At 66.1% G+C, this 22,222-nt stretch carries 28 protein-coding genes; 6 read left to right on the forward strand and 22 right to left on the reverse strand.

Features of this window, described 5'->3' with window-relative positions; translation table 11 throughout:
• Positions 1-271 precede the first annotated feature (271 nt).
• On the forward strand, positions 272-580 hold the full coding sequence (locus J8I33_RS23530; protein WP_050014825.1) for a VF_A0006 family four-cysteine protein: 309 nt from the start codon (positions 272-274) through the stop codon (positions 578-580).
• A 127-nt stretch (positions 581-707) separates the two neighbouring features.
• Here J8I33_RS23530 and J8I33_RS23535 read toward each other — a convergent pair whose 3' ends face one another.
• The 4 genes from J8I33_RS23535 to J8I33_RS23550 form a co-directional block, all read right to left on the reverse strand.
• Positions 708-1,040 (reverse strand): DUF1493 family protein, encoded by a 333-nt coding sequence (locus tag J8I33_RS23535; protein ID WP_063772900.1) that lies wholly within the window; start codon positions 1,038-1,040, stop codon positions 708-710.
• Positions 1,034-1,489: an STM2901 family protein gene (locus J8I33_RS23540; protein WP_209939151.1), complete on the reverse strand. Its 456-nt coding sequence runs from the start codon at positions 1,487-1,489 to the stop codon at positions 1,034-1,036. The genes J8I33_RS23535 and J8I33_RS23540 overlap by 7 nt, the downstream gene beginning before the upstream one ends.
• A 394-nt stretch (positions 1,490-1,883) precedes the next feature.
• Positions 1,884-2,699, reverse strand: coding sequence for a MetQ/NlpA family ABC transporter substrate-binding protein (locus J8I33_RS23545; RefSeq protein WP_209939152.1), 816 nt, complete (start codon positions 2,697-2,699; stop codon positions 1,884-1,886).
• Between the two features lie 219 nt (positions 2,700-2,918).
• Positions 2,919-4,559, reverse strand: coding sequence for a methyl-accepting chemotaxis protein (locus tag J8I33_RS23550; RefSeq protein WP_209939153.1), 1,641 nt, complete (start codon positions 4,557-4,559; stop codon positions 2,919-2,921).
• Between the two features lie 239 nt (positions 4,560-4,798).
• Here J8I33_RS23550 and J8I33_RS23555 point away from each other — a divergent pair, with 239 nt between their 5' ends.
• Complete coding sequence (locus tag J8I33_RS23555) at positions 4,799-5,089, forward strand: YciI family protein (RefSeq protein ID WP_050014820.1); 291 nt, start codon at positions 4,799-4,801, stop codon at positions 5,087-5,089.
• A gap of 141 nt (positions 5,090-5,230) precedes the next feature.
• Here the strand turns inward: J8I33_RS23555 and J8I33_RS23560 are convergent, their stop codons facing one another.
• From J8I33_RS23560 to J8I33_RS23580, 5 genes are read right to left on the reverse strand one after another with little or no spacing between them, the layout of a single operon-like run.
• Positions 5,231-5,848, reverse strand: a complete 618-nt coding sequence (locus J8I33_RS23560) for an SCO family protein (protein WP_209939154.1) — start codon at positions 5,846-5,848, stop codon at positions 5,231-5,233.
• Positions 5,849-5,866: 18 nt separating this feature from the next.
• Positions 5,867-6,769 (reverse strand): heme o synthase, encoded by a 903-nt coding sequence (gene cyoE / locus J8I33_RS23565; RefSeq protein ID WP_050014816.1) that lies wholly within the window; start codon positions 6,767-6,769, stop codon positions 5,867-5,869.
• Positions 6,770-6,777: 8 nt separating this feature from the next.
• Positions 6,778-7,890, reverse strand: a complete 1,113-nt coding sequence (locus J8I33_RS23570; protein ID WP_050014814.1) for a COX15/CtaA family protein — start codon at positions 7,888-7,890, stop codon at positions 6,778-6,780.
• Positions 7,891-7,915: 25 nt separating this feature from the next.
• On the reverse strand, positions 7,916-8,542 hold the full coding sequence (locus J8I33_RS23575) for a cytochrome c oxidase subunit I (RefSeq protein ID WP_050014811.1): 627 nt from the start codon (positions 8,540-8,542) through the stop codon (positions 7,916-7,918).
• Between the two features lie 60 nt (positions 8,543-8,602).
• Positions 8,603-9,313, reverse strand: a complete 711-nt coding sequence (locus J8I33_RS23580; protein ID WP_244140617.1) for an SURF1 family protein — start codon at positions 9,311-9,313, stop codon at positions 8,603-8,605.
• Positions 9,314-9,397: 84 nt separating this feature from the next.
• Here J8I33_RS23580 and J8I33_RS23585 point away from each other — a divergent pair, with 84 nt between their 5' ends.
• Positions 9,398-9,607, forward strand: a complete 210-nt coding sequence (locus J8I33_RS23585) for a twin transmembrane helix small protein (protein ID WP_006477735.1) — start codon at positions 9,398-9,400, stop codon at positions 9,605-9,607.
• A gap of 174 nt (positions 9,608-9,781) precedes the next feature.
• Here J8I33_RS23585 and J8I33_RS23590 read toward each other — a convergent pair whose 3' ends face one another.
• From J8I33_RS23590 to J8I33_RS23625, 8 genes are all read right to left on the reverse strand, one after another.
• Positions 9,782-10,639, reverse strand: a complete 858-nt coding sequence (locus tag J8I33_RS23590; RefSeq protein WP_050014804.1) for a cytochrome c oxidase subunit 3 — start codon at positions 10,637-10,639, stop codon at positions 9,782-9,784.
• A 153-nt stretch (positions 10,640-10,792) separates the two neighbouring features.
• Positions 10,793-10,993, reverse strand: coding sequence for a DUF2970 domain-containing protein (locus J8I33_RS23595; RefSeq protein WP_050014802.1), 201 nt, complete (start codon positions 10,991-10,993; stop codon positions 10,793-10,795).
• Positions 10,994-11,009: 16 nt separating this feature from the next.
• Positions 11,010-11,627 carry a cytochrome c oxidase assembly protein gene (locus J8I33_RS23600; RefSeq protein ID WP_124593424.1) on the reverse strand — a complete coding sequence of 206 codons (618 nt, stop codon included), beginning with the start codon at positions 11,625-11,627 and terminating at the stop codon, positions 11,010-11,012.
• A gap of 35 nt (positions 11,628-11,662) precedes the next feature.
• Positions 11,663-11,803, reverse strand: a complete 141-nt coding sequence (locus J8I33_RS23605) for a cytochrome oxidase small assembly protein (RefSeq protein ID WP_089435671.1) — start codon at positions 11,801-11,803, stop codon at positions 11,663-11,665.
• Positions 11,804-11,883: 80 nt separating this feature from the next.
• Positions 11,884-13,491, reverse strand: a complete 1,608-nt coding sequence (gene ctaD, locus J8I33_RS23610) for a cytochrome c oxidase subunit I (protein ID WP_050014798.1) — start codon at positions 13,489-13,491, stop codon at positions 11,884-11,886.
• Between the two features lie 43 nt (positions 13,492-13,534).
• Entirely contained in the window at positions 13,535-15,133 is a 1,599-nt protein-coding gene (gene coxB / locus J8I33_RS23615; RefSeq protein ID WP_209939155.1) for a cytochrome c oxidase subunit II, read from the reverse strand.
• Positions 15,134-15,189: 56 nt separating this feature from the next.
• On the reverse strand, positions 15,190-15,714 hold the full coding sequence (locus tag J8I33_RS23620) for a DUF2244 domain-containing protein (protein WP_050014795.1): 525 nt from the start codon (positions 15,712-15,714) through the stop codon (positions 15,190-15,192).
• Between the two features lie 195 nt (positions 15,715-15,909).
• Complete coding sequence (locus J8I33_RS23625; protein ID WP_209939156.1) at positions 15,910-16,875, reverse strand: methyltransferase domain-containing protein; 966 nt, start codon at positions 16,873-16,875, stop codon at positions 15,910-15,912.
• Positions 16,876-16,956: 81 nt separating this feature from the next.
• On the opposite strand from J8I33_RS23625, the gene J8I33_RS23630 reads away from it, so the two are divergent.
• Positions 16,957-17,754 carry a phosphoribosyltransferase family protein gene (locus J8I33_RS23630; protein WP_124556153.1) on the forward strand — a complete coding sequence of 266 codons (798 nt, stop codon included), beginning with the start codon at positions 16,957-16,959 and terminating at the stop codon, positions 17,752-17,754.
• A gap of 100 nt (positions 17,755-17,854) precedes the next feature.
• Positions 17,855-18,325, forward strand: coding sequence for a tRNA (uridine(34)/cytosine(34)/5-carboxymethylaminomethyluridine(34)-2'-O)-methyltransferase TrmL (gene trmL / locus J8I33_RS23635; protein WP_124556154.1), 471 nt, complete (start codon positions 17,855-17,857; stop codon positions 18,323-18,325).
• A 34-nt stretch (positions 18,326-18,359) separates the two neighbouring features.
• On the opposite strand, the gene J8I33_RS23640 is transcribed toward trmL, so the two are convergent.
• The 5 genes from J8I33_RS23640 to J8I33_RS23660 form a co-directional block, all read right to left on the reverse strand.
• On the reverse strand, positions 18,360-18,884 hold the full coding sequence (locus J8I33_RS23640; protein WP_050014787.1) for an O-acetyl-ADP-ribose deacetylase: 525 nt from the start codon (positions 18,882-18,884) through the stop codon (positions 18,360-18,362).
• Between the two features lie 91 nt (positions 18,885-18,975).
• Positions 18,976-19,974 carry an NAD(P)H-dependent glycerol-3-phosphate dehydrogenase gene (locus J8I33_RS23645; protein ID WP_050014785.1) on the reverse strand — a complete coding sequence of 333 codons (999 nt, stop codon included), beginning with the start codon at positions 19,972-19,974 and terminating at the stop codon, positions 18,976-18,978.
• A gap of 25 nt (positions 19,975-19,999) precedes the next feature.
• Entirely contained in the window at positions 20,000-20,491 is a 492-nt protein-coding gene (gene secB / locus J8I33_RS23650; protein WP_006481561.1) for a protein-export chaperone SecB, read from the reverse strand.
• A 107-nt stretch (positions 20,492-20,598) separates the two neighbouring features.
• Positions 20,599-20,859: a glutaredoxin 3 gene (gene grxC / locus J8I33_RS23655; protein ID WP_006477722.1), complete on the reverse strand. Its 261-nt coding sequence runs from the start codon at positions 20,857-20,859 to the stop codon at positions 20,599-20,601.
• Positions 20,856-21,278, reverse strand: a complete 423-nt coding sequence (locus J8I33_RS23660) for a rhodanese-like domain-containing protein (RefSeq protein WP_050014781.1) — start codon at positions 21,276-21,278, stop codon at positions 20,856-20,858. The genes grxC and J8I33_RS23660 overlap by 4 nt, the downstream gene beginning before the upstream one ends.
• Before the next feature lie 136 nt (positions 21,279-21,414).
• On the opposite strand from J8I33_RS23660, the gene gpmA reads away from it, so the two are divergent.
• Complete coding sequence (gene gpmA, locus J8I33_RS23665; RefSeq protein ID WP_050014779.1) at positions 21,415-22,161, forward strand: 2,3-diphosphoglycerate-dependent phosphoglycerate mutase; 747 nt, start codon at positions 21,415-21,417, stop codon at positions 22,159-22,161.
• Positions 22,162-22,222: the final 61 nt, after the last annotated feature.

Raw genomic sequence — 22,222 nt, forward strand, 5'->3', positions numbered from 1 at the left:
CTACTGCTGGCAGAACAGCAGGTCTTGTCCGGTTGCTATTGGCAAGACAGTTGTGATAGCGACTTTCAGGTCGCACCCTGTATGGATATACAGTATATGGCAATGCGTCCGCGCCGCACAGCAGCGGTGTAAAACCGGTTTTCGTCGGAAGAAATCGGGGAGAAGCCGGCGCGCCCGTCATGCCACGGCGCGCCGGCCCGCAACGCGTCAGCCGCGTCGACCACTTTACGTTATGCTGTCCGCCGACCCGACCCACACCATCGGAGGGGACTTGAAACGAACGATTCGTGCGATCGCATGGGTGGCCGTCGCGCTGGCGCTGCCGGGAGCAGCCTTCGCGCTGACCGACGGCAGCGCGCAATACGACGACTGCATGCTCAATGCGCTGCGCGAGAGCCGCAACGGCGCCGCCGCGCAGCTGATCCAGCGCTCATGCGATGCGCTGTACCGCAACAACGCGATGCTGCTGCCGCGCGAACGGCGCTTTCACGAGTGCGTGGTGCAGTCGCTGCCGGGCGTGCGCGACAACTATGCGATCCAGCAGATCATGTCGATCTGCTCGCGGCGTGGGGAGATGTGAGCGGGGGCTGAACGCCACGCTGTCGGCCCTCCTTTACGCGCACCGATATGAAAAAGGGGCTGCGCGATGTTTGCAGCAACGCCGGACAGCGCCCCCCCGTCAGGTCGTAGACAAACTCGGTGAGCGGTCAGTCGTAGAGCCAGCGCCCCGCTTTTGCCGATGCGATCAGCATTCGAACATTCAGATCCGGAACACGATGGATCACTTTTTTCTTAAACGGATTGATCAAGTCAAGAAACGAAGAATCGTCTTCCGGATAATATTTTTTAATATCGAACCCACTTATATCAACATTAAATTTCGCCGAATACTCCCGCATCAGATCCTCGACCTCACAATCATCAAAACGCAAGTCCAGATCCAAATCGGTACTTTCCGTTATCTCATCGGCCATGAATGATATAGAGAATCCGGATTTTTTCCTTACAAACTCAATCACCCTTTTTTCAAGATCTACCATAACCTATCCCCCTCCCTTGCAACTCTATTGTAGTGAGCCACCGTCTTGCCGGCAATAATAGAAATATCCCTTGCAAGAATCACCCAACCAAGCACGGGGATCGTTCTTCCTACGAAGGTTCCGATGTTTCTAACCAGCCTGATTTTCAAATTTCGCACCGGTCCGCCTACCAGTGTTGGCAATTTCCAACCAAACGGGAATTGAGCCTTTTGAAAAACTCTTCTTGAGTATTTGCTTGCAAGCGAAGTCCCCTGTATCGCGTCGATCGGCTTTGCCCTGGTCGGCAAATTACTTCTACCCAGCAAGATCATACCAACCGACACGGCATCATCGACGCCCAACTGATTCATCGTTTCGTCAACCATGATCCAGAAGAACAATTCTCCCGCAGTCAGATTGACCATCCCATAGCAATGGTAAGCCGCACTCAATTTCTCGACAGCACTCATTCAGCGTCCTCGTTCGCAATTTTTAAAAATGTTTTTTAGTCTAACGAAGACGTACGGTTACCGTGCCGACAAACCCGGCCGATCTGTTGACCGATCGCACCGCAACGACGGTGGAATCTCACGCGGAATAAATCGTCATTCTGCTCGACGCGAGCAATGACGGGGCGCAACGGGACGCCGGAGAGAGAAAGTGCATAGCGATTCCGAATTCGAGCAGTCGCGCACACGTTCCATACCAACGTGTCGAACCGTTACCAAACGGCTTTATCCATGAACGTCAATGCAATTGCGGCGTGTAATCTTCACGCTACTCCCGCATCTCGAAAGCATTCCGCTCGCACGCGAAAAAAAGGCCTGCACACGTGCAGGCCTTCGTTCGATCAACCGATCACGTTCAGAACGACGCGACCATCGAGCCCTTGAACTGCTTCTTGATGAATTCCTTCACTTCCGGCGACTGGTACGCCTTGACCAGCTTCTTCACCCACGGCTGATCCTTGTCCTTCGCACGCACGGCGATCAGGTTCGCGTACGGGCTCGTCAGCGCTTCGAGCGCGATCGCGTCCTTGGTCGGCTGCAGGTTCGCGGCCAGCGCGTAGTTCGTGTTGATCACGGCCGCGTCGACGTCCGACAGCACGCGCGGCAGTTGCGCGGCGTCGAGTTCGGAGATCTTCAGCTTCTTCGGGTTCTCGGCGATGTCGAGCACCGTCGCGTTGTTGCCGCCCGTGCCGGCGCCCGACTTCAGCTTGATCACGCCTTGCGTCTGCAGCAGCAGCAGCGCGCGGTTCTCGTTCGACGGATCGTTCGGCACCGCGAGCTTCGCGCCCTGCGGCAGATCCTTCAGCGACTTGAACTTCTTCGAATACACGCCGATCGGCGAAATGTAGGTCAGACCCGCGCTGACGATCTTGTAGCCGCGCTGCTTCACCTGGCTGTCGAGGTAGGGCTGATGCTGGAAGCTGTTCGCGTCGAGGTCGCCCGAATCGAGCGCCGCGTTCGGCTGCACGTAGTCGTTGAACTCGATGACCTTCACGTTCAGGCCTTCCTTCTCCTTCGCGACCTTCTGCACGACTTGCCACACTTGCGCATCCGGGCCGGCGACCGTACCGACCTTGATCACCTTGTCTTCGGCATGCGCGCCTGCCGACAGCGTCAGCGCGGCGCCGGTGGCCAGCACGGAAAATACCTTCAGGAGACTGCGACGCTTCATCTGTTTCTCGCTTGCTTGCTTACTTGAAATGGGGCGCGATACGGGTATGCCCGGACTCGCAGGAAGGGGCAAATGGTGTCACAGGATCGGCGGGAAGTGAAATACATCCCGCTCATATGGGTATGCACCAGCGCAGTGCCGGCGGCCGATGCCCGATTCGGCCGTTAGTTGCACTTTTTCGTCGATGCATCGGCTCATCAGCCCATCGGCCGACACCCGTCACGCCGCCGCCACCTCGTCGACCGCCTCCGCGCCGCCGAATGCCGGTTCGGCCGCCCTGCCGCCGGCCTCGCGCGCCGACGGGCCGCCGGTATTGCCGACCCGGAACGAACCGACCGCATCGCGCAGCCGCGCGGCCTGTTCCTGCAGCGACGCGGCCGCCGCCGCCGCTTCCTCGACCAGCGCCGCGTTCTGCTGCGTCACCTGGTCCATCTGCGTGACGGCGCGCCCGACCTGCGTGATGCCGCTCGCCTGCTCCTCGGACGCGGCCGCGATCTCGCCCATGATGTCGGTCACGCGCGCGACCGCCTGCAGGATCTCGCCCATCGTCGTGCCGGCCTGGCCGACCAGCGTCGAGCCGTTGCGCACGCGCTCGACCGAATCGACGATCAGCGCGCGGATCTCCTTCGCGGCCGTCGCGCTGCGTTGCGCGAGCGAACGCACCTCGCCCGCGACCACCGCGAAGCCGCGGCCCTGCTCGCCCGCGCGCGCGGCCTCGACTGCCGCGTTCAGCGCGAGGATGTTGGTCTGGAACGCGATGCCCTCGATCACGCCGATGATGTCGGCGATCTTGCGCGAGCTGTCGTCGATCTCGCCCATCGTGCCGATCACGCGGTTCACGACGTCGCTGCCGGTGCGCGCGATGTCCGACGCATTGTTCGCGAGCCCGCTCGCCTGCCGCGCGTTGTCCGCGTTCTGCTTCACCGTCGCGGTCAGTTGCTCCATGCTCGCGGCCGTTTCCTCGAGCGACGCGGCCTGCTCCTCGGTGCGCTGCGACAGGTCGTCGTTGCCGGCCGAGATCTGGCGGCTCGCCGACGCGATCGCTTCGGCCGACTGGCGAATCCCGCCGATCGTCGCCTGCAGCCGCGCCTGCATGTCGTGCATCGCGGCCATCATGCTCGTGCGGTCGCCGGCGCGCACCGGCACCGGCTGCGTGAGGTCGCCCTGCGCGATGCGCGCCGCGAGCGCGGCCGCTTCGTCCGGCTCGCCGCCGAGGCTGCCGCGCACGTTGCGGATGATCACCAGCATCGCCGCGCTGATCACGAAGCCGATCACGAACACCACGGCCAGATGGCCGAGCAGCGTCCGGTAATAGACGGTGTCGATGTCCTTCAGGAACACGCCGCTCGAGATGTTCCAGTCCCACGGCGCGAACCGCGTGACGTAGCTGATCTTCGGTACGGCCGTCTCGCTGTGCGGCAGCCGCCCGCGATATTCGGCGAACCCGCTGCCGGTCGCCTTCGCCGCGTTCAGGATCGTCACGAACAGCGGCTTGCCGTCCGGATCGAGATAGTCGCCGACCTGCGTGTCGACGAGCTTCGGCAGCGTCGGGTGCATCAGCACGACCGGCTTCGAATCCATCACGAACACATAGCCCGAATCGCCGTAGCGCATCGCGGCGAGGCGCGCGAGCGCGTCGCGCTTCGCGTCGGCCTCGGGCATCGTGCCGCTCTGCGCGAGCGCGTGATAGGCCTTCACGATGCCCGCCGCCGAGTCGACGAGATTCGCGATGCCAGCCTTGCGTTCGGCGAGCATCGTCGCGCGCGTCTCGTAGGCGCTCCATGCGCCGACGCCCAGAAGACCGATCCATACCAGCGCAAGCGCGAGCCACAGCTTGCGGTTCAAACTCATTCTGCTCATCTGCGTGCCTCTGTCGATGTCGATGCATCCGGCGCGCGAACGGCCTGCCGCGCGCAAACGGTTGCTCTTTCATTTACGGCACCGAGGCTTACATCTTGAATACGCGCCGCCGCGGCGAACCGGCGATCGACAGGCACGCCGTCCGTCACGCGCCGGCGCCGGCGCGACAGCCCGCGTCCGCTGTGCTAAAAAGACCGGCGGCCGGCGCGCCAAGCGCCGGCATCATTCCAGGGCCATCCATGTACGTCATCGACATCCACTACACCGCGTCGCTCGAGCGCATCGACGACGCGCTCGAACGCCACCGCGCGTATCTGCAGCCGCAGTTCGACAAGGGCATCTTCATCGCGGCGGGGCCGAAGGTGCCGCGCTCAGGCGGCATGATCCTCGCGGCCCGCATCGATCGCGACGAACTCGACGCGATCCTCGAAACCGACCCGTTCGTCACCGAGGGGCTCGCCACCTATCGCGTGACGGAATTCCGGATCACGCGCGCCGCGTCCGGCTTCAACGTGCCGGCGCTGCCGTAACGCGGCTTCGGCGCAATACGCGCACATGCCGACGCGCCGCCCGGCGGGCAGCGCATGCGCACGACGAAGCGAGCGGGAAAACGTGACGGCGCGAAACGGCCGTCACGCGAAACGCCGGGCCGCGCGCCCGGCGGCTGCCGGTCAGTCGACCAGCAGCTTCAGGTCGTGGACCCAGGGCGCCGGGCCCTGGCCGTCACGCACGAACAGGCGCAGCTTGCCGTCGCGATCGAACACGTAGCTCGCGGCCGTGTGATCCATCGTGTAGCTGCCGGGCGTCTTGCCGGGCACCTTCGCGTAGTACACGCGGAAATCCTTCGTGATCTTCTTGAGCGCCGCTTCGTCGGCCGGCCGCAGGCCGATGAACGACGGATCGAACGCGGGCACGTACTGGCCGAGCAGCGCCGGCGTGTCGCGTTCCGGATCGACGGTGACGAACAGCACCTGCACGCGCTTCGCGGCATCGGGCCCGAGCTGCTTCAGCGCTTCGGACAGCTCGGCCATCGTGGTCGGGCACACGTCCGGGCAGTGCGTATAGCCGAAGAACATCACGACGGCTTTGCCCTTGAAGTCGGCGAGCGTGCGGACCTTGCCGGTCGTATCGGGCAGCGAGAAGTCGCTGCCGAACTGCGTGTTGCCGGTGATGTCGAGATTCTGGAATTTCGGCGCGTTGTCGCATCCGGCGAGCAGCAGCGCTGCCGTGAATGCGCACGCGAGCATCCAGCCTTGGCGCGCGCGGCGCCCGAACCGTGATGGGAGCATTGCGTTCAAACCGTGCGGTTACACGCCGAGCAGCGGGCGTGCATAGTGATCGACGAGCAGCGCGACAAACAGCAGCGACAGATAGACGATCGAGTAGCGGAAGGCCTTGCGGGCGAGTGCGTCCGAATAGTCGCGATGGATCTTCCACGCATACGCGAGGAACACCGCGCCGAGCAGCACCGCGCTCGTCAGGTAGACGGCCCCGCTCATCCCGGAAATGAACGGCATCATCGTGACCGCGAACAGGATCACCGTATACAGCAGGATGTGCAGCCGCGTGAACTTCTCGCCGTGCGTGACGGGCAGCATCGGCAGCCCGGCATTCTCGTAATCCTTGCGGCGATAGAGCGCGAGCACCCAGAAATGCGGCGGCGTCCACACGAAGATGATCAGCACGAGGATCCACGCGTCGCCCGGCACCGCGCCGGTGACGGCGGCCCAGCCGAGCGCCGGCGGCATCGCGCCCGACGCGCCGCCGATCACGATGTTCTGCGGCGTCATCGGCTTGAGCAGCAGCGTGTAGACCACCGCGTAGCCGACGAACGTCGCGATCGTCAGCCACATCGTCAGCGGATTCGTGAACGTGTAGAGCGTCCATGCGCCGACGCTGCCGAGCACCGCCGAGAACAGCAGGATCTGCGGCGTCGTGATCTCGCCGCGCGCGGACGGACGCCACGCGGTACGGCGCATCATCGCGTCGATCTTCTGTTCGACAAGGCAGTTGATCGCGAACGCGGCGCCGGCCAGCAGCCAGATGCCGACGGTGCCGCCGATCAGCACGTGCCACGGCACCATGCCCGGCGTCGCGAGGAACATGCCGATCACCGCGCAGAACACCGCGAGCTGCGTGACACGCGGCTTCGTCAGCGCCATGTACTGGGAAAAGCGGCTACCGGGCGATTGGGAGAGGGTGCTTTGCATGGGGACGGTCACGCCGGGGCGACGTCGCGCGCAGGCTGCGCGACACGGCCGGGGCGGCTTGAAAGGATGCGAAAGTTTAACATGACGACGAGCAGCAGCAGGATCGCGGCCCCGCCGTTGTGCGCGACGGCGACGGGCAGCGGCCACTGCAGCACGATGTTGGTCAGGCCCGTCACGAACTGCAGCAGCACGACCAGCAGCACGCCGTTCGCGGGCCGCCGCAGCGATTCGAAGCGGCGCATCTTCAGCGCGAACGCGACCAGGTACGCGACCACGACGAACGCGAACGTGCGATGCGTCCAGTGGATCGCGACCAGCGCGTCCTGCGTGATCGCGTCGCCGTCCTTCGTCATCCCGAGCGCGCGCCACAGGTGGAAGCCGTGCTGGAAGTCCATCGGCGGAATCCACTGGCCGTTGCAGGTCGGGAAGTCGGTGCACGCGAGCACCGCGTAGTTGGTGCTCACCCAGCCGCCGAGCGCGATCTGCACGACCAGCAGCACGAGCGCCGCGAGCGCGGCCGCACGGTAGCGGCCGGCCTCCGGGTCATGCGACGGCAGCGGCGTCTGCCGCGCCGCGAGCCAGCCGAGCGTGCCGAGCAGCGTGAGGCCGAGCAGCAGGTGGATCGTGACGATCACCGGTTGCAGCTTCATCGTGACCGTCCATGCGCCGAACGCACCCTGCACGAGTATCAGCAGCAGCAGGCTCGTCGGCCACCACGGCGACACGTGCAGCGGGCGGCGGCGCAGCCGCGCGGCCCACGCGATCGCCACCTGCGCGATGATCAGCACGCCGATCGCCATCGCGAAATAGCGGTGGATCATCTCGATCCACGCCTTCGTCATGCTGACGGGCCCGGTCGGCATCGCCTGGTGCGCGGCCGTGATCGCGGCGTGCGCGATGAACGGCGACGACGTGCCGTAGCAGCCGGGCCAGTCGGGGCAGCCGAGCCCCGAATCGGTCAGCCGCGTGAAGCCGCCGAACATCACGAGATCGAGCGTCAGGAACGTGGTGATCCACACGAGCTTGCGGAACTTGTCGTCGTCGGCCTTCACCCACACGTACGACAGCGGCAGCAGCGCGATGCACGCGCCGATCAGGCCGAGTTGCAGTAGATACGACATCGGAATGGTGCCTCGTTCTCTCGCCTTAACCGATGCTCGACCACTTCAGCAGCTTCGTCACGTCCGACTTGATCTTGCTGGGATTCGGGTCTTTCGGGAAACGCATCATCAGGTTGCCGTTCGGGTCGACCATGTAGATGTGGTCGCTGTCCTTCGTGCCGGCATCGGCCGGCAGCCACGCGGCCACCGCGGCCGGATCGGCGACGAGCCGGCGCGTGTCCGGGTAAGCATCCAGTACCTTCTGCGGCGTCGCGCCCGCATCGCTGCGCAGCCACACCATCGTGATCCGGTGCCGCTCGCCCGCCTGCGTGACGCGGATCTGGCGCATGAAATAGAGCTTCTGCGCGCACGCGTCGTCGCACGCGCTGCGGTCGGTCATCACGAACAGCCAGACCCCGCGCAGCGACGACAGCGGCACCGTCTTGCCGGTTTCGTCGGTGACCTGCAGATCCGCCGGGATCGGGCGCTGCGGCTCGATCAGCGTGCCGTAGTTCGTCGATCCGCCCTTCGGCTTGATTACGTAATAGGTGAAGTACGACGCGATCATCGGCGCCGCGCACACGAGACCGAGCAGCACGAGCATCCAGCGGCCGCGCTTGCGGGCCGCAGGCGACATCGGCGCAGCGGCCGGACCCTGACGGGAAGATTGCATGGACAAATCAGACCTCTCGAAACGAACCCGCGGCGCCGGCGCCGCGTCCTGGCATGACGCTCACGCGCCGGCCGACTTCTTCGCCGCACGCCGCGCGGCGTACAGGCCGAAGCCGAGCGCGGCCGCCGCCATCGCCCACCACTGAAACATGTAACCGTAATTGCGCTCGACGCCGGTCGTCGCCGCCGGCCAGTCGCGCACGAGCTTGTCGCCGTCGTCGCTCGTCTGCTGGATCACGAACGGCTGCAGCGGCAGCCCGGTTTCCTTCGCATACGCGGCGACGTCGAGGTTCTGCCGGATCTTCTGGTGCGCGGCCGACCCGCCTTCGCCGAGCTCGAACGCCCGCGACGCATCCGCGCGCGCGATGCCGACGATCTCGACGTCGCCCGCCGGCGTCGCGAACGGCTCGATCGCCGTGCGATCGGCGATATTGCGCGGCAGCCAGCCGCGGTTCACGAGCACGACGCCGCCGCCCGTGAGTTTAAACGGCATCACGACGTAAAAACCCGGCTGGTCGTTATACGGCCGATTGTCGAGAAACACCGCCTGCTCGGGCAGAAAACGGCCCTTTGCCCGTACGCGATGAAACTCGATCGACGCGAGCGGCACCGGCTGCGCGCCGAGCTCGACCGGCGCCGCCTGCTCGTAGCGCGCGATGCTCGCCTGCAGCGCTTCCTTCTGGTGCGCGCGGTCGCGCTGCCAGAAACCGAGCCGGATCGTGACGGCGACGACGACGAGGATCAACAGCGCAGGCAGCCAGCGAATCTTCATCGGGCGGCCCGCCCGGCGCGTTCGCGAAAGCGAAGTGCGATAATTATCCTCTTCCTTTCGAATTGCCGTCGTCCGGTTCGCGTCATGCACATACTCGTTCCCATCGCCTTCGTCCTCATCATTGCCAGCATGGGCTCGGCGCTCTACTTCATGATGCACGACCGCGGCCATACGAAGCGCATGGTCTGGTCGCTCGCCACCCGCGTCGGGCTGTCGGTGTCGCTGTTCCTGCTCATCCTGTTCGCGAACTGGATGGGCTGGATCCATTCGACCGGTTTGCCGATCGGACGTTGATGCCGTCGCCGCGCCGGCCGCTGTGACATTTAGCCGCACGGCCGCGCCACCAAGTAAAAGCGCCGCCTGACTGAGTCGCGGCGGCGCCAGGGTGGTGTCGCGCGCAGCGTCGCCGCCGCGCCCGCGACACCAATGAAAACGGCCCGCGCATCGCTGCGCGGGCCGTTTTTCCATTTACAGCCAGTAGACGACGACGTACAGGCCGAGCCAGACGACGTCGACGAAGTGCCAGTACCACGCGGCGCCTTCGAATGCGAAGTGATGATCGGGCTTGAAGTGGCCGCGGATCATCCGCACCAGCACCACCGCGAGCATCGTGCCACCGAGGAACACGTGGAAGCCGTGGAAGCCGGTCAGCAGGAAGAACGTCGAACCGTACACGCCCGAGTTCAGCGTCAGGTTCAGTTCGTTGTATGCGTGGTAGTACTCGAAGCCCTGCAGGAACAGGAAGCAGACACCGAACACGAGCGTCGCGGCGAGCCACGCGATCGCCTTCTTGCGATGATCGTCGCGCAGCGCGTGGTGCGAGATCGTCAGCGTCACGCCCGACGACAGCAGGAACGCGGTGTTCAGCGTCGGGATCGGCCACGGGCCCATCGTCTTGAAGTGACCGGCGAGCGCGGCGGGGCCTTCGTTCGGCCACACGGCGGAGAAGTCCGGCCAGATCAGCTTGTAGTCGAGGCTGCCGAGCTGGTGCAGCGCGATTTCACGCGCATAGAACAGCGCGCCGAAGAATGCGCCGAAGAACATCACTTCCGAGAAGATGAACCAGCTCATGCTCCAGCGGTACGACTTGTCGACGTTCTTGCCGTATTGACCGCCTTCCGATTCGGCGATCGCGTCGCCGAACCAGTGATACAGCGTGAAGAGCAACCACAGCAGGCCGAGCAGCGCCGCATACGGCGCCCAGTCGTGACCGTTGATCCACAGCGCTGTCGACCCGAGCATGACCAGCAGGCCGATGGCCGCGCTGATCGGATGCTGCGACGGATGCGGCACGAAATAGTACGGGGTCTGGTTTTGACCGCTCATGCTTGATTCTCCACTTCAGTCCAATTTGTGTACCGGAAACCGCTCCGGCTTTATTTCTTGCGCGGCGAGACCGCCACCGCTCTTCCCTGCACGCCGCGCCGTGGCGCCGCGCACTGCATTCTTTCGAGGCCGCGGGCCGCTAGCCGCGCGCCTTCAGCCCACGACCGCACGCACGATCAGGATCAGCACGCCGATGAACACGCCGGCCGCGAGCAACGCGACGATCAGCACGTGCAGCGGATTGAGCTGCGTCGCGTCGGCCTCCAGGTCGCGCCGCTTGCGCACCCCGAAGAACGACCACAGCACCGCTTTCAGCGCCTGACCGAACGTCCCGCTCCGCTTGGTTTCCGTCATCGCCCCGTCTCCTTCGTCATGCGTCCGGCTTCACCGCACCCTGCGCCGCCGTACTGCGCTGCGCCGGCGCCGGCGTGGCCGGGGTATTCAGCTCGAAGAACGTGTACGACAACGTGATCGTCTTCACGTCCTTCGGCAATTTCGGGTCGATCACGAACACCACCGGCATCTTGCGCGACTCGTTCGCGGTCAGCGTCTGCTGCGTGAAGCAAAAGCATTCGATCTTCTTGAAGAACTCGGTCGCCTGCTTCGGCGCGTAGCTCGGAATCGCCTGCGCGACGACCGGCCGGCCCTGCCCGTTCGTCACGTCGTACACGATCGTCGTCAGTTCGCCCGGATGCACGTCGAGGCTGTTGTGCTCCGGCTTGAACCCGAGCGGCCCGCGTGCGTTCGCATCGAACTCGACCGACACCGTGCGGCTGGTGTCGACCTGCGAGTTCTTCACCTCGCGCTCGCTGACATCGCGCTGCACCAGGTTGTTGATGCCGGTGATCTGGCAAATCGCCCGATACATCGGGATCAGCGCGAAGCCGAAACCGAACATCAGCCCGGCCACGACGAAGAGCTTCACCAGCATCGAACGATTGAACGCGCGATCCACGGCGCCCGCTTCCGGCTCTTCCGGCTTCGACATACGACGACTTCCTCGCTACTGCGTCAGTTGCTGCATCAGTGGGTGGACAGCCACCACTGCTTGATCACGACACCCACGAAAAAAACGGCGGCGATGACGAGCAGGGTGAGGCCGAGCCGCTTGTTGCCCGCGCGAATCTGCTCGGGCGTTCGTCTTTCTGATGGATTCCGGGTCATCTGAAACTTCGCTGAAACTTCCGTTCCGCGCCCGCCGCGCCTGCCTGCGCGGCAGGCAGCGGCGAAACGCTCGGTGAAACTTACTCGACGTGCGGCGGTTGCTCGAACGTGTGGAACGGAGCCGGGCTCGGCACCGTCCACTCGAGGCCCGTCGCGCCATCCCACGGCTTGTCCGACGCCTTTTCCAGGTCGCCGCCGCCGCGGTAGGCCGGCAGCGCGACCGCGAACAGGAAGTACACCTGCGCGAGGCCGAAACCGAATGCGCCGATCGTCGCCACCTGGTTGAAGTCCGTGAACTGCGCCGGGTAGTCCGCATAGCGGCGCGGCATGCCCGCGAGACCGACGAAGTGCATCGGGAAGAACGTCAGGTTGAAGAAGATCATCGACGCCCAGAAGTGGATCTTGCCGCGCGTCTCGTTGTACATCCAGCCCGTCCACTTCGGCGCCCAGTAATACCAGCCCGAGAACAGCGCGAACAATGAGCCGGCCACCAGCACGTAGTGGAAGTGCGCGACCACGAAGTAGGTGCCGTGATACTGGATGTCGAGCGGCGCCATCGCGAGCATCAGGCCCGTCAGGCCGCCGAACGTGAACACGAACAGGAAGCCGATCGCGAACAGCATCGGGGTTTCGAACGTCATCGAGCCGCGCCACATCGTCGCGAGCCAGTTGAACACCTTCACGCCCGTCGGCACCGCGATCAGCATCGTCGCGTACATGAAGAACAGCTGGCCGGTGACCGGCATGCCCGTCGCGAACATGTGGTGCGCCCAGACCATGAACGACAGGATCGCGATCGACGCCGTCGCGTACACCATCGAGCTATAGCCGAACAGCGTCTTGCGTGCGAACGCCGGGATCACCTGCGACACGATCCCGAACGCCGGCAGAATCATGATGTACACCTCGGGGTGGCCGAAGAACCAGAAGATGTGCTGGTACATCACCGGGTCGCCGCCGCCTGCCGCGTTGAAGAACGACGTGCCGAAGTGGCGGTCGAACAGCACCATCGTGATCGCGCCTGCCAGAACCGGCATCACGGCGATCAGCAGGTACGCGGTGATCAGCCACGTCCACGCGAACATCGGCATCTTCATCAGCGTCATGCCCGGTGCGCGCATGTTCAGGATCGTCACGACGATGTTGATCCCGCCCATGATCGACGACGCGCCCATGATGTGGACCGCGAAGATCGCGAAGTCCATGCCCGGGCCCATCTGCGTCGACAGCGGTGCGTACAGCGTCCAGCCGGCGGCCGTCGCGCCGCCCGGCGCGAAGAACGAGCCGACCAGCAGCACGGCCGCGACCGGCAGCAGCCAGAAGCTGAAGTTGTTCATCCGCGCGAACGCCATGTCGGATGCGCCGATCTGCAGCGGAATCATCCAGTTCGCGAAGCCGACGAACGCCGGCATGATCGCGCCGAACACCATGATCAGGCCGTGCATCGTCGTGAGTTCGTTGAAGAACTCCGGACGCATGATCTGCAGGCCCGGCTCGAACAGCTCGGCACGGATGCCGAGCGCCATCACGCCGCCCGACAGGAACATGATGAACGAGAACAGCAGGTACAGCGTACCGATGTCCTTGTGGTTGGTGGCGAACAGCCAGCGACGCCAGCCGTGCGGGGCTTCGTGCGCGTGGTCGTCGTGCGCGTGGTCCGCGGCTACGTCGTGCCCGATGCTAGACATGAGAATCTCCTAATGCGAATACGTCGACTAACTCAGCGACACGTCAAGCCGCCGGGCCGATCTCGACACGCCGGGCTTCCTTCGCGTCAGCCCCGCCCGTGATCGTTTCCGGCTTTTTGAGAATAATGTGGTCTTCCGCCACGCCTGCTGCCTTCAGCGCATCGCGCACGGCCTGCGCCCGATGCTTCGCCAGTTCGGCGTTCGCGTCGGCCGAGCCCGTCTTGTCGGTGAAGCCCGACAGCGCGAGCTTCGCGTCCGGATGCGCCTTCGCATAGTCGGCCGCGGCGGCGATCGCCGCCTTCGCGTCGGCCGGCAGCACGCTCTTGCCCGTCTCGAAGTAGATCGTCGACAACGCGGCCGATGCCGCTGCCGCCGGCTGCTCGGCGCCCGACGCGGCTTGCGCCGGCGCCGAAGCCGCTTCGGCCGGGGCCGTTGCCGTCGCCGCGCCTGCCGTGTCTTCCGGCAGCTTGCCGTTGCGTGCGTCGGCCACTTGCTTCGGCTGCAGCAGGTCGTTCTTGTGGTTGCCCCACGAGTTGCGTTCGTACGTGACGACCGAAGCGATGTCGAGGTCCGACAGCGACGCCCACGACGGCATCGCGCCCTTGCCGTGCAGCACGCGCTCGACGTGCGCGGCGATCGGGCCGTTCACGATCGGGCTGCCGTCCATCGCCGGGAATGCGCCGAGGCCCTTGCCGTTCACCTGGTGGCAGGCCGCGCAGTTCGCCTTGTAGACTTCCTCGCCGTGCGCGACGAGTTCGGCCATCGTGTAGACCTTGTTCGGATCGACCGACGCGCTCGCCAGCTTGGCCTTCTGCGCGGTGACCCACTTCGCGTAGTCGTCGTCCGACAGGACAACGACTACGACCGGCATGTATGCGTGTTCCTTGCCGCACAGCTCGGTACAGAAACCGCGGAACGTGCCGACCTTGTCGGCCTTGAACCACGTGTCGCGCACGAAGCCGGGGATCGCATCCTGCTTCACGCCGAACGCGGGCACGTACCACGAGTGGACGACGTCGTTCGCGGTCGTGATGATGCGGATCTTCTTGTTGACCGGCACGACGAGCGGATTGTCGACTTCCTGCAGATAGGTGTCGGTGATCGGCTTCTTGCCCATCACTTCGTCGCGCGGGGTGGTCAGCGTCGACAGGAAGCCGATGCCCTCGCCCGGGCCCTTCACGTAGTCGTAGCCCCACTTCCACTGGTAGCCGGTGACCTTGATCGTGAGATCGGCGTTCGTCGTGTCCTTCATCGCGACGACGGCCTTCGTCGCCGGCAGCGCCATCAGCACGACGATGACGAACGGCACGATCGTCCAGATGATCTCGACGGTCGTGCTTTCATGGAAATTGGCGGCCTTGTGGCCCTTGGATTTGCGGTGCGCGAAGATCGAATAGAACATCACGCCGAATACGCCGACGAAGATCACCGTACACAGGATCAGCATCATCGTGTGGAGATCGTAGAGCTCCTCGGCGATCTTCGTGACAGGCGGCTGAAAGTTGATCTCGTTGACACGGGGGCCGCCCGGGCTATCACCGACCGCCAGGGCCGCACCGGCAAAGAGCAATCCGCTGCATGCCAGCACGCCCGCGAGGGCTCGCTTGATTGTTTTCATAGCATCCTTACCCAAAATTTCCATTCAAACCCTCCCCCGTCGCAAGCCGCCGGCCCGTTCCGGCCGATGACCGCGCCTCGTCAGCCGCAGCGCCTGAGCGACACGCGCAGTTCGTCGGCGAACTGCGCACGCTTGTACTGCGCGAGATGCTGCCCGATTACGACGGTCTGCCCGCGCGATACCAGTCGAATCGGATCGCGTGGCGTCGCACCCGGCTCGACCCGCACCCAGCGCGGGTTGAATTCGATCTGCGTGAGCCGCTCCGCATCCATCCGCTCGATCACGAGCCGGTGCGGAAACAGCCTGATGCGCTCGTAATCGACCGCATGGCGAGCATAGATCGCAAATGCGACACCCACCGCCAGCAACTCGATGCCGGTGAAGGGCATGACGAGCCAGGCCCCTCTCCACATCAGCAACGCCGCGATCGCCAGCGAGAAGCCCGCGAGCGACGCATAAAACAGCACGAACTGGCGTGGCGACACCGAACAGTTGCGTTTCATCAGCCAGTCTTCGAGGACCGGTTCGCTGTCCGCCGTCTTCGCCAAAACGCTCGCTGCTTCCATCGCCGCCTCACGCGAATGGCATGCGATGCATGCCTGCATCGGACTCGTCGCCCCGTATTGCGGGGACCCCGGGACGACAAGCTGACGCATTATAGGCGGGTTCAATGGCATCCACAAGCAAGCGCCTATCGCCCGCCAAGCCAAGCGCGACAAGCTTTCCGGCCGTTTTTGCCGCCAATTCGACCCCGCTTTGCGCCGCTAATTTCGGACATAACAAAACCCCTCTTTACCGCTTTACCGATTCTTCGGACGCCCCTTGCCGATGTCCTCGATGCGCACGATCCCGTGCCCTTCCGCGGTCGTGCGCGGCACGGCCTTCCATGCGTGGCCGTAGATCACCTCGAACGTGAGCGGGATCGTGCCGTCCTCGCGCCGGCGCGCGTCGAGCGCATCGCCGAGCGCCGCGCGAAAGCGCCGCGTCGCATGCTGCGGCGCCGTGCGCTCGAACGGATAGGCGCCCCAGCGGCGCACGTCGGCGAGCAGCGTATCGGGGGATTGGTAGGTGACGGTCAGCACTTCCTGGTCCATCACGGGAATTTCGAAGCCGCTCCCGACGAGCATGTCGCCGAGGTCGTGCATGTCGACGAAATCGATCACGCGCGCGGCGGGCGGCGCGACGCCGAGCGCCGCTTCGGCGTCCGCGCAGGCCGCGCGCAGCTCGCGCAGCGTGTCGGGGCCGAGCGTGCTGAACATCAGCAGCCCATTGACGCGCAGCACGCGCTGCCATTCGGGGAAGACGGTATCGGGACGCGAATGCCAGTGGAGCGCGAGATTCGACCAGATCAGGTCGAACGCGCCGCCGGCAAACGGCAGCGCGGCGAAGTCGGCCTGCGCGACGCGCGGGCCGCGCTGGCCCAGCGCCCGGCCGAGCGACGCCGGCAGCCAGCGGCGCCAGGTGGTCTGCTCGACCTCGCGCTGACCGGCCCGCGCGAGCATCGCGCCGGACAGGTCCACGCCGAACACCGGCGCTTCCGGAAAGCGCGCGCGCAGCGCCGGCAGGTCGTCGCCCGGGCCGCAGCCCGCGTCCAGCACGGCCGCGGGGCTCACCTTGATGTATTCGAGGCGCTCGTTCATCCGCTGCGCGATCTCGCGCGGCAGGAACGCAACCGCGTCGAACGTGGCGGCACGGCGGTCGAAGATCCGCCGCAGGCGCCTGGCGTCATTGGCCGGACGGCCGGTTGAAGTCGAAGCTGGGGACATGTCGGGCACACTGGCGAAGAGCCCGAAGTATACTCGCTCGCCTCGCAAGCTTCATTGAGGCGGCATGCCAGGAGTGTTGCGATGGTCCGCGGTTCCGCCGAGCGCACGATGCGCGTCGTTTTGTCGCAGGTTCGCGCGCTGGTCGTGCGCGTCGCCGCGGTCACGCTGCCGAATCGCTGTGCATTGTGCGGCAATTTGTCACACGCGGTGATTTGCGGCGCCTGCGATGCCGCGTACTGGAATGAAGCGCGGCTGCGCTGCGAGGTTTGCGCGGTGCCGCTCGGTGTCGGGCACGCGCGGTCACGCGGCGGCGGTCGCAGCGGCGTCGGTAGCACGTCCGCGTACCGGTGCGAAACGTGCCGCACCGCGCCGCCGCCGTTCGACGCGACGCTCGCGCTCGCCGATTACCGCGCGCCGCTCGACGAGCTCGCGCGCGGCCTGAAGTTTCACGCACGGCTCGCGCTCGGCGGCGAATTCGCGGCCCGGCTGGCGCGGCTGGTCGACGATACGCGCGGCGCGAGCGGCTTCGATCTCGTCGCGCCGGTGCCGTTGTCGCACCGGCGACTCGTCGCGCGCGGCTACAACCAGGCGTGGGCGATCGCGCGTCCGCTCGCGCGCCGGCTCCGCGTGCCGGCGGACGCAGCCTTGCTCGCGCGCGTCGCCGACACCGCGCCGCAGTCGCGGCTCGACCGGCACGCACGGCGCGACAACGTGATGGCGGCTTTCGCGGTGGCAGGCGGCGTCGCCGGCCGCCACGTCGCGCTCGTCGACGACGTGATGACGTCCGGCGCGACGCTCGCGGCGGCCGCGCAGGCGCTGAAGGCGGCGGGCGCCGTGCGCGTGACGAATCTGGTTGCGCTGCGCACCGCCAGGGATTAATTAGATAGAGAGGCCGGCCGCCCGCAGGCGGCCGTCACGAACCGGCCGGCCGGGAACCCTCGCGCATCGCGCGGCCCCGTCGGCCCAGCCAAACCGAAACATGTTCAACGTCGTCCTCGTCGCCCCCGAAATTCCGCCGAACACCGGCAACGTGATCCGCCTGTGCGCGAACACCGGCGCGCACCTGCACCTGATCGAGCCGCTCGGCTTTCCGCTCGACGACGCGCGGATGCGTCGCGCCGGCCTCGACTATCACGAGTATGCGCAGATGCGCGTGCACCGCGACTGGGACGCGTTCGTCGCCGCCGAAGTGCCCGATCCCGCGCGGATGTTTGCGTTCACGACGCGCGGCTCGGGCCGCTTCCACGATCACGCGTTCCTGCCCGGCGACTGGTTCGTGTTCGGCTCGGAAACGCGCGGCCTGCCCGCCGAGCTGCTCGAACGCTTCCCGAACGAACAGCGCGTGCGCCTGCCGATGCGGCCGGACAACCGCAGCCTGAACCTGTCGAACACGGTCGCGGTGGTCGTGTTCGAGGCGTGGCGCCAGGCCGGCTTCGAGGGCGGCGCCTGACGCGCGCCGGACGCGCCCCGCGGCGCTGAAGGCGTCAGGTTCGCGCGAGCCGCGCGCAGTACAGGTCGTAAATGTCGGGGGAAAAGCACGCGAATATCACGCGTGCGAGGCTCGGCGCCTGCGGCAGCATTTCGGCGACGGTGCCGACTGCAATGTCGACGGCCTCGCCGGCCGGATAGCGATAAATACCGCAACTGATCGCCGGAAACGCGATCGACGTCGCGGCGACTTCCTCGGCCAGTTCGATCGCGCGCCGGTAGCACGACGCGAGCAGATCGGCCTCGCCGCGCGCGCCGCCGTACCAGACCGGCCCGACCGCGTGGATCACGTAGCGCGCCGGCAGCCCGTGGCCGCGCGTGAGCTTCGCGTCGCCGGTGTCGCAGCCGCCGAGCGTGCGGCACTCGGCGAGCAGGCCGGGGCCGGCCGCGCGGTGGATCGCGCCGTCGACGCCGCCCCCGCCGAGCAGCGAGCCGTTCGCCGCGTTGACGATCGCATCGACGTCGAGCGTCGTGATGTCGACGCGTTGCGCATCGAGCGTGGTGGAATGGATCTGCAGCATGACACCCTCGCGGAACGCCGGAGACGATTCAAGCGTAGTCCGCTTTGGCGCCGCGCGCCCGGCGCAATCGTGCCGGCGATCGCGGCCCGTGCTACTCGGCGCGCGCGTCGCGGCGCAGCAAGCCGCTGACGGCGTCGCGCGGCGCGATCCCGTCGAACAGCACGCCGCACACGGCTTGCGTGATCGGCATGTCGATCGACTGCGCGCGCGCGAGCGCCAGCACGGCCTGCGCGCAGCGCACGCCTTCGGCCACGTGGCCGAGCGCGCCGAGGACGTCGTTCAGCGTGCGGCCGGCCGCCAGTTGCAGGCCCACCGTGCGGTTGCGCGACAGGTCGCCCGTCGCGGTCAGGATCAGGTCGCCGAGGCCCGTGAGGCCCGTGAAGGTTTCCGCGCGGCCGCCGAGCGCCACGCCGAGCCGCGACATTTCCGCGAGGCCGCGCGTGATCAGCGCGGCGCGCGCGTTCAGCCCGAGGCCGAGGCCGTCGGAAATGCCGGTCGCGATCGCCAGCACGTTCTTCACCGCGCCGCCGACCTCGACGCCGACCACGTCGTCGCCCGTATAGATCCGCATCGCGCCGTGATGGAACGCGGCAAGCGTGCGCTCGCGGCATTCGGCCGACGCGCTCGCCACCGTCAACGCGACGGGCAGCGACTGACCGACCTCGCGCGCGAAGCTCGGCCCCGACAGCACGCCGTTGCTCTGCTGTTCGGGCAGCTCGGCCGCGATCACCTGATGCGGCAGCAGATGCGTGTCGGCCTCGAAGCCCTTGCAGACCCAGACGACGTGCGCGGGCACGCAGCCCGCGTCGCGCATCGCGTGACACAGCGTGCGCAGCCCGGCCACCGGCGCGGCGATCACGCACAGCGCGTCGTCCGCGGCGCCATGCGCGAGCGCGGCGCCGAGATCGGCGTCGTAGCGCAGCGCGTCGGGCAGCGCGATGCCGTCGAGATAGCGGGAATTTTCGTGCCGGGCCTGCAGCCCGGCGATGAGCGCGGCGTCGCGCGCCCACAGAAGCGTATCGTGCCGCGCGGCCAGATGGCCCGCGAGCGCGGTGCCCCAGGCACCGGCGCCGAGAACGGCTACTTTCATACCCAGCACCGGTCCGAGCGAAACGTCAGTTCAGCGTCGTGCCATTCGGCGCGCCGTTCGGTGCACCTGCCGCGCCGGCCTGCTGCTGAAGCTGCGCGAGACGCTGCTCGTACAGCGCCTGGAAGTTGATTTCCGCGAGGTGGATCGGCGGGAAGCCGGCGCGCGTGATCGCGTCGGCGATGTTCGAGCGCAGGTACGGGAACAGGATCGTCGGGCACGCGATGCCGACGAGCGGATCGAGCTGTTCGTCCGGAATGTTGCGGATGTCGAAAATGCCGGCCTGCTTCGCTTCGATCAGGAACGCGACCTTGTCCTTCACCTTCGCGGTGACGGTACCCGACACGACGACTTCGAACACGCTTTCCGCGAGGCGGTCGGCCTTGACGTCGACTTCGACTTCAACCGACGGCATGTCCTGCTCGAGGAAGATCGCCGGCGAATTCGGCTGCTCGAGCGACATATCCTTCAGGTAGACGCGCTGGATGTTGAAGAACGGTTGGTTTTCGACGTCGGACATGGTGTTTCCCTAAAAGTGGTGACGGGGCGGCCCGGCTGTTCGCCGGCCGCCACGGATGAATCCTGCGCGCCCAAGCCGCGGCGCGGCCGGCGGCCATTCTGCCCTAATCAGGCCGCTTGCAGAAGCGGCACGAGGCCGCCTTCGCGGTCGAGCTTCGACAGATCGTCGTAACCGCCGACGTGCGTGTCGCCGATATAGATCTGCGGCACCGTGCGGCGCCCCGTGCGCGTCATCATTTCCTCGCGGCGGGCCGGATCGCGATCGATCAGCACCTTCTCGATCTGCTCGACGCCGCGCAGCTTCAGCAGGCGCTCGGCCTGCATGCAATACGGACACACCTGCGTGCTGTACATCAAAACCTTGTTCACTTCGCCACTCCTTGTTTGACGACCGGCATCCCGGCCTGCTGCCAGGCGGCCACGCCGCCCTCGAGCACGTGCACCTCGGCGTAACCCGCCGCCTCGACCTCGCGCGCCGCCTTCTGCGACTGCTGGCCGTTCTGGCAGACGAGCAGCACCGGGGTGCTCTTGTTCTTCGCGACCTGCGCAATTTTCGCGCCGATCTCGCCCGCCGCGACCTGACGCGCCGACGGCAGATGGCCGGCGGCGAAATCGGACGCGGTGCGCAGGTCGATCACGACCGCGTTGCGGCGATTGATGAGCTGCGTCGCCTCCGCGGCCGACAGGCCGCCGCGGCCACGGCGCAGGGCCGGCCATGCCAGCAGGCCGCCGGAAACCAGCAGGATCGCGATAAGGGCCAGGTTCGTGTAATTGGTAAAGAACGTCACGGAATGTCGCCGGAAAAAGAGAAATCGGATGAGGACAATCCGGCCATTATAAAATAACCGCCTTGCGCGATGGCGGGCCCGGTCCGGGCGCCGCGCGACGCGCCCCGCTTCCCTCTCACTACCGACCGCAAGATCCATGTACAAACTCGTTCTCATCCGCCACGGCGAATCGACGTGGAACAAGGAAAACCGCTTCACCGGCTGGGTCGACGTCGACCTGACCGAACAGGGTCGCAACGAGGCCTACCAGGCCGGCGAATTGCTCAAGGAGGCCGGCTACACGTTCGACATCGCGTACACGTCGGTGCTCAAGCGCGCGATCCGCACGCTGTGGCACGTGCAGGACAAGATGGACCTGATGTACCTGCCGGTCGTCCATTCGTGGCGCCTGAACGAGCGCCACTACGGCGCGCTGTCGGGCCTCAACAAGGCGGAAACGGCCGCGAAGTTCGGCGACGAGCAGGTGCTCGTGTGGCGCCGCAGCTACGACACGCCGCCGCCCGCGCTCGAGCCGACCGACGAGCGCGCGCCGTTCAACGATCCGCGCTACGCGAAGGTGCCGCGCGAGCAGCTGCCGCTCACCGAATGCCTGAAGGACACGGTCGCGCGCGTGCTGCCGCTGTGGAACGAGTCGATCGCGCCGGCGGTGCGCGCCGGCAAGCAAGTGCTGATCGCCGCGCACGGCAACTCGCTGCGCGCGCTGATCAAGTACCTCGACGGCATCTCGGACAGCGACATCGTCGGCCTGAACATCCCGAACGGCGTACCGCTCGTGTATGAACTCGACGAGAACCTGAAGCCGATCAAGCACTACTACCTCGGCGACGCGGACGCGATCGCGCAGGCGCAGGCCGCCGTCGCGAAGCAGGGCAAGGCGGGCTGACGCCCGGCGCGGCGCCGGGCCCGGCCTCGGCCCGCACGCCGCGCGAACCTTCCCGGCCCTG

Origin of the sequence: Burkholderia sp. AcTa6-5 (assembly GCF_017815075.1) — a bacterium.
Taxonomy (GTDB): domain Bacteria; phylum Pseudomonadota; class Gammaproteobacteria; order Burkholderiales; family Burkholderiaceae; genus Burkholderia; species Burkholderia sola.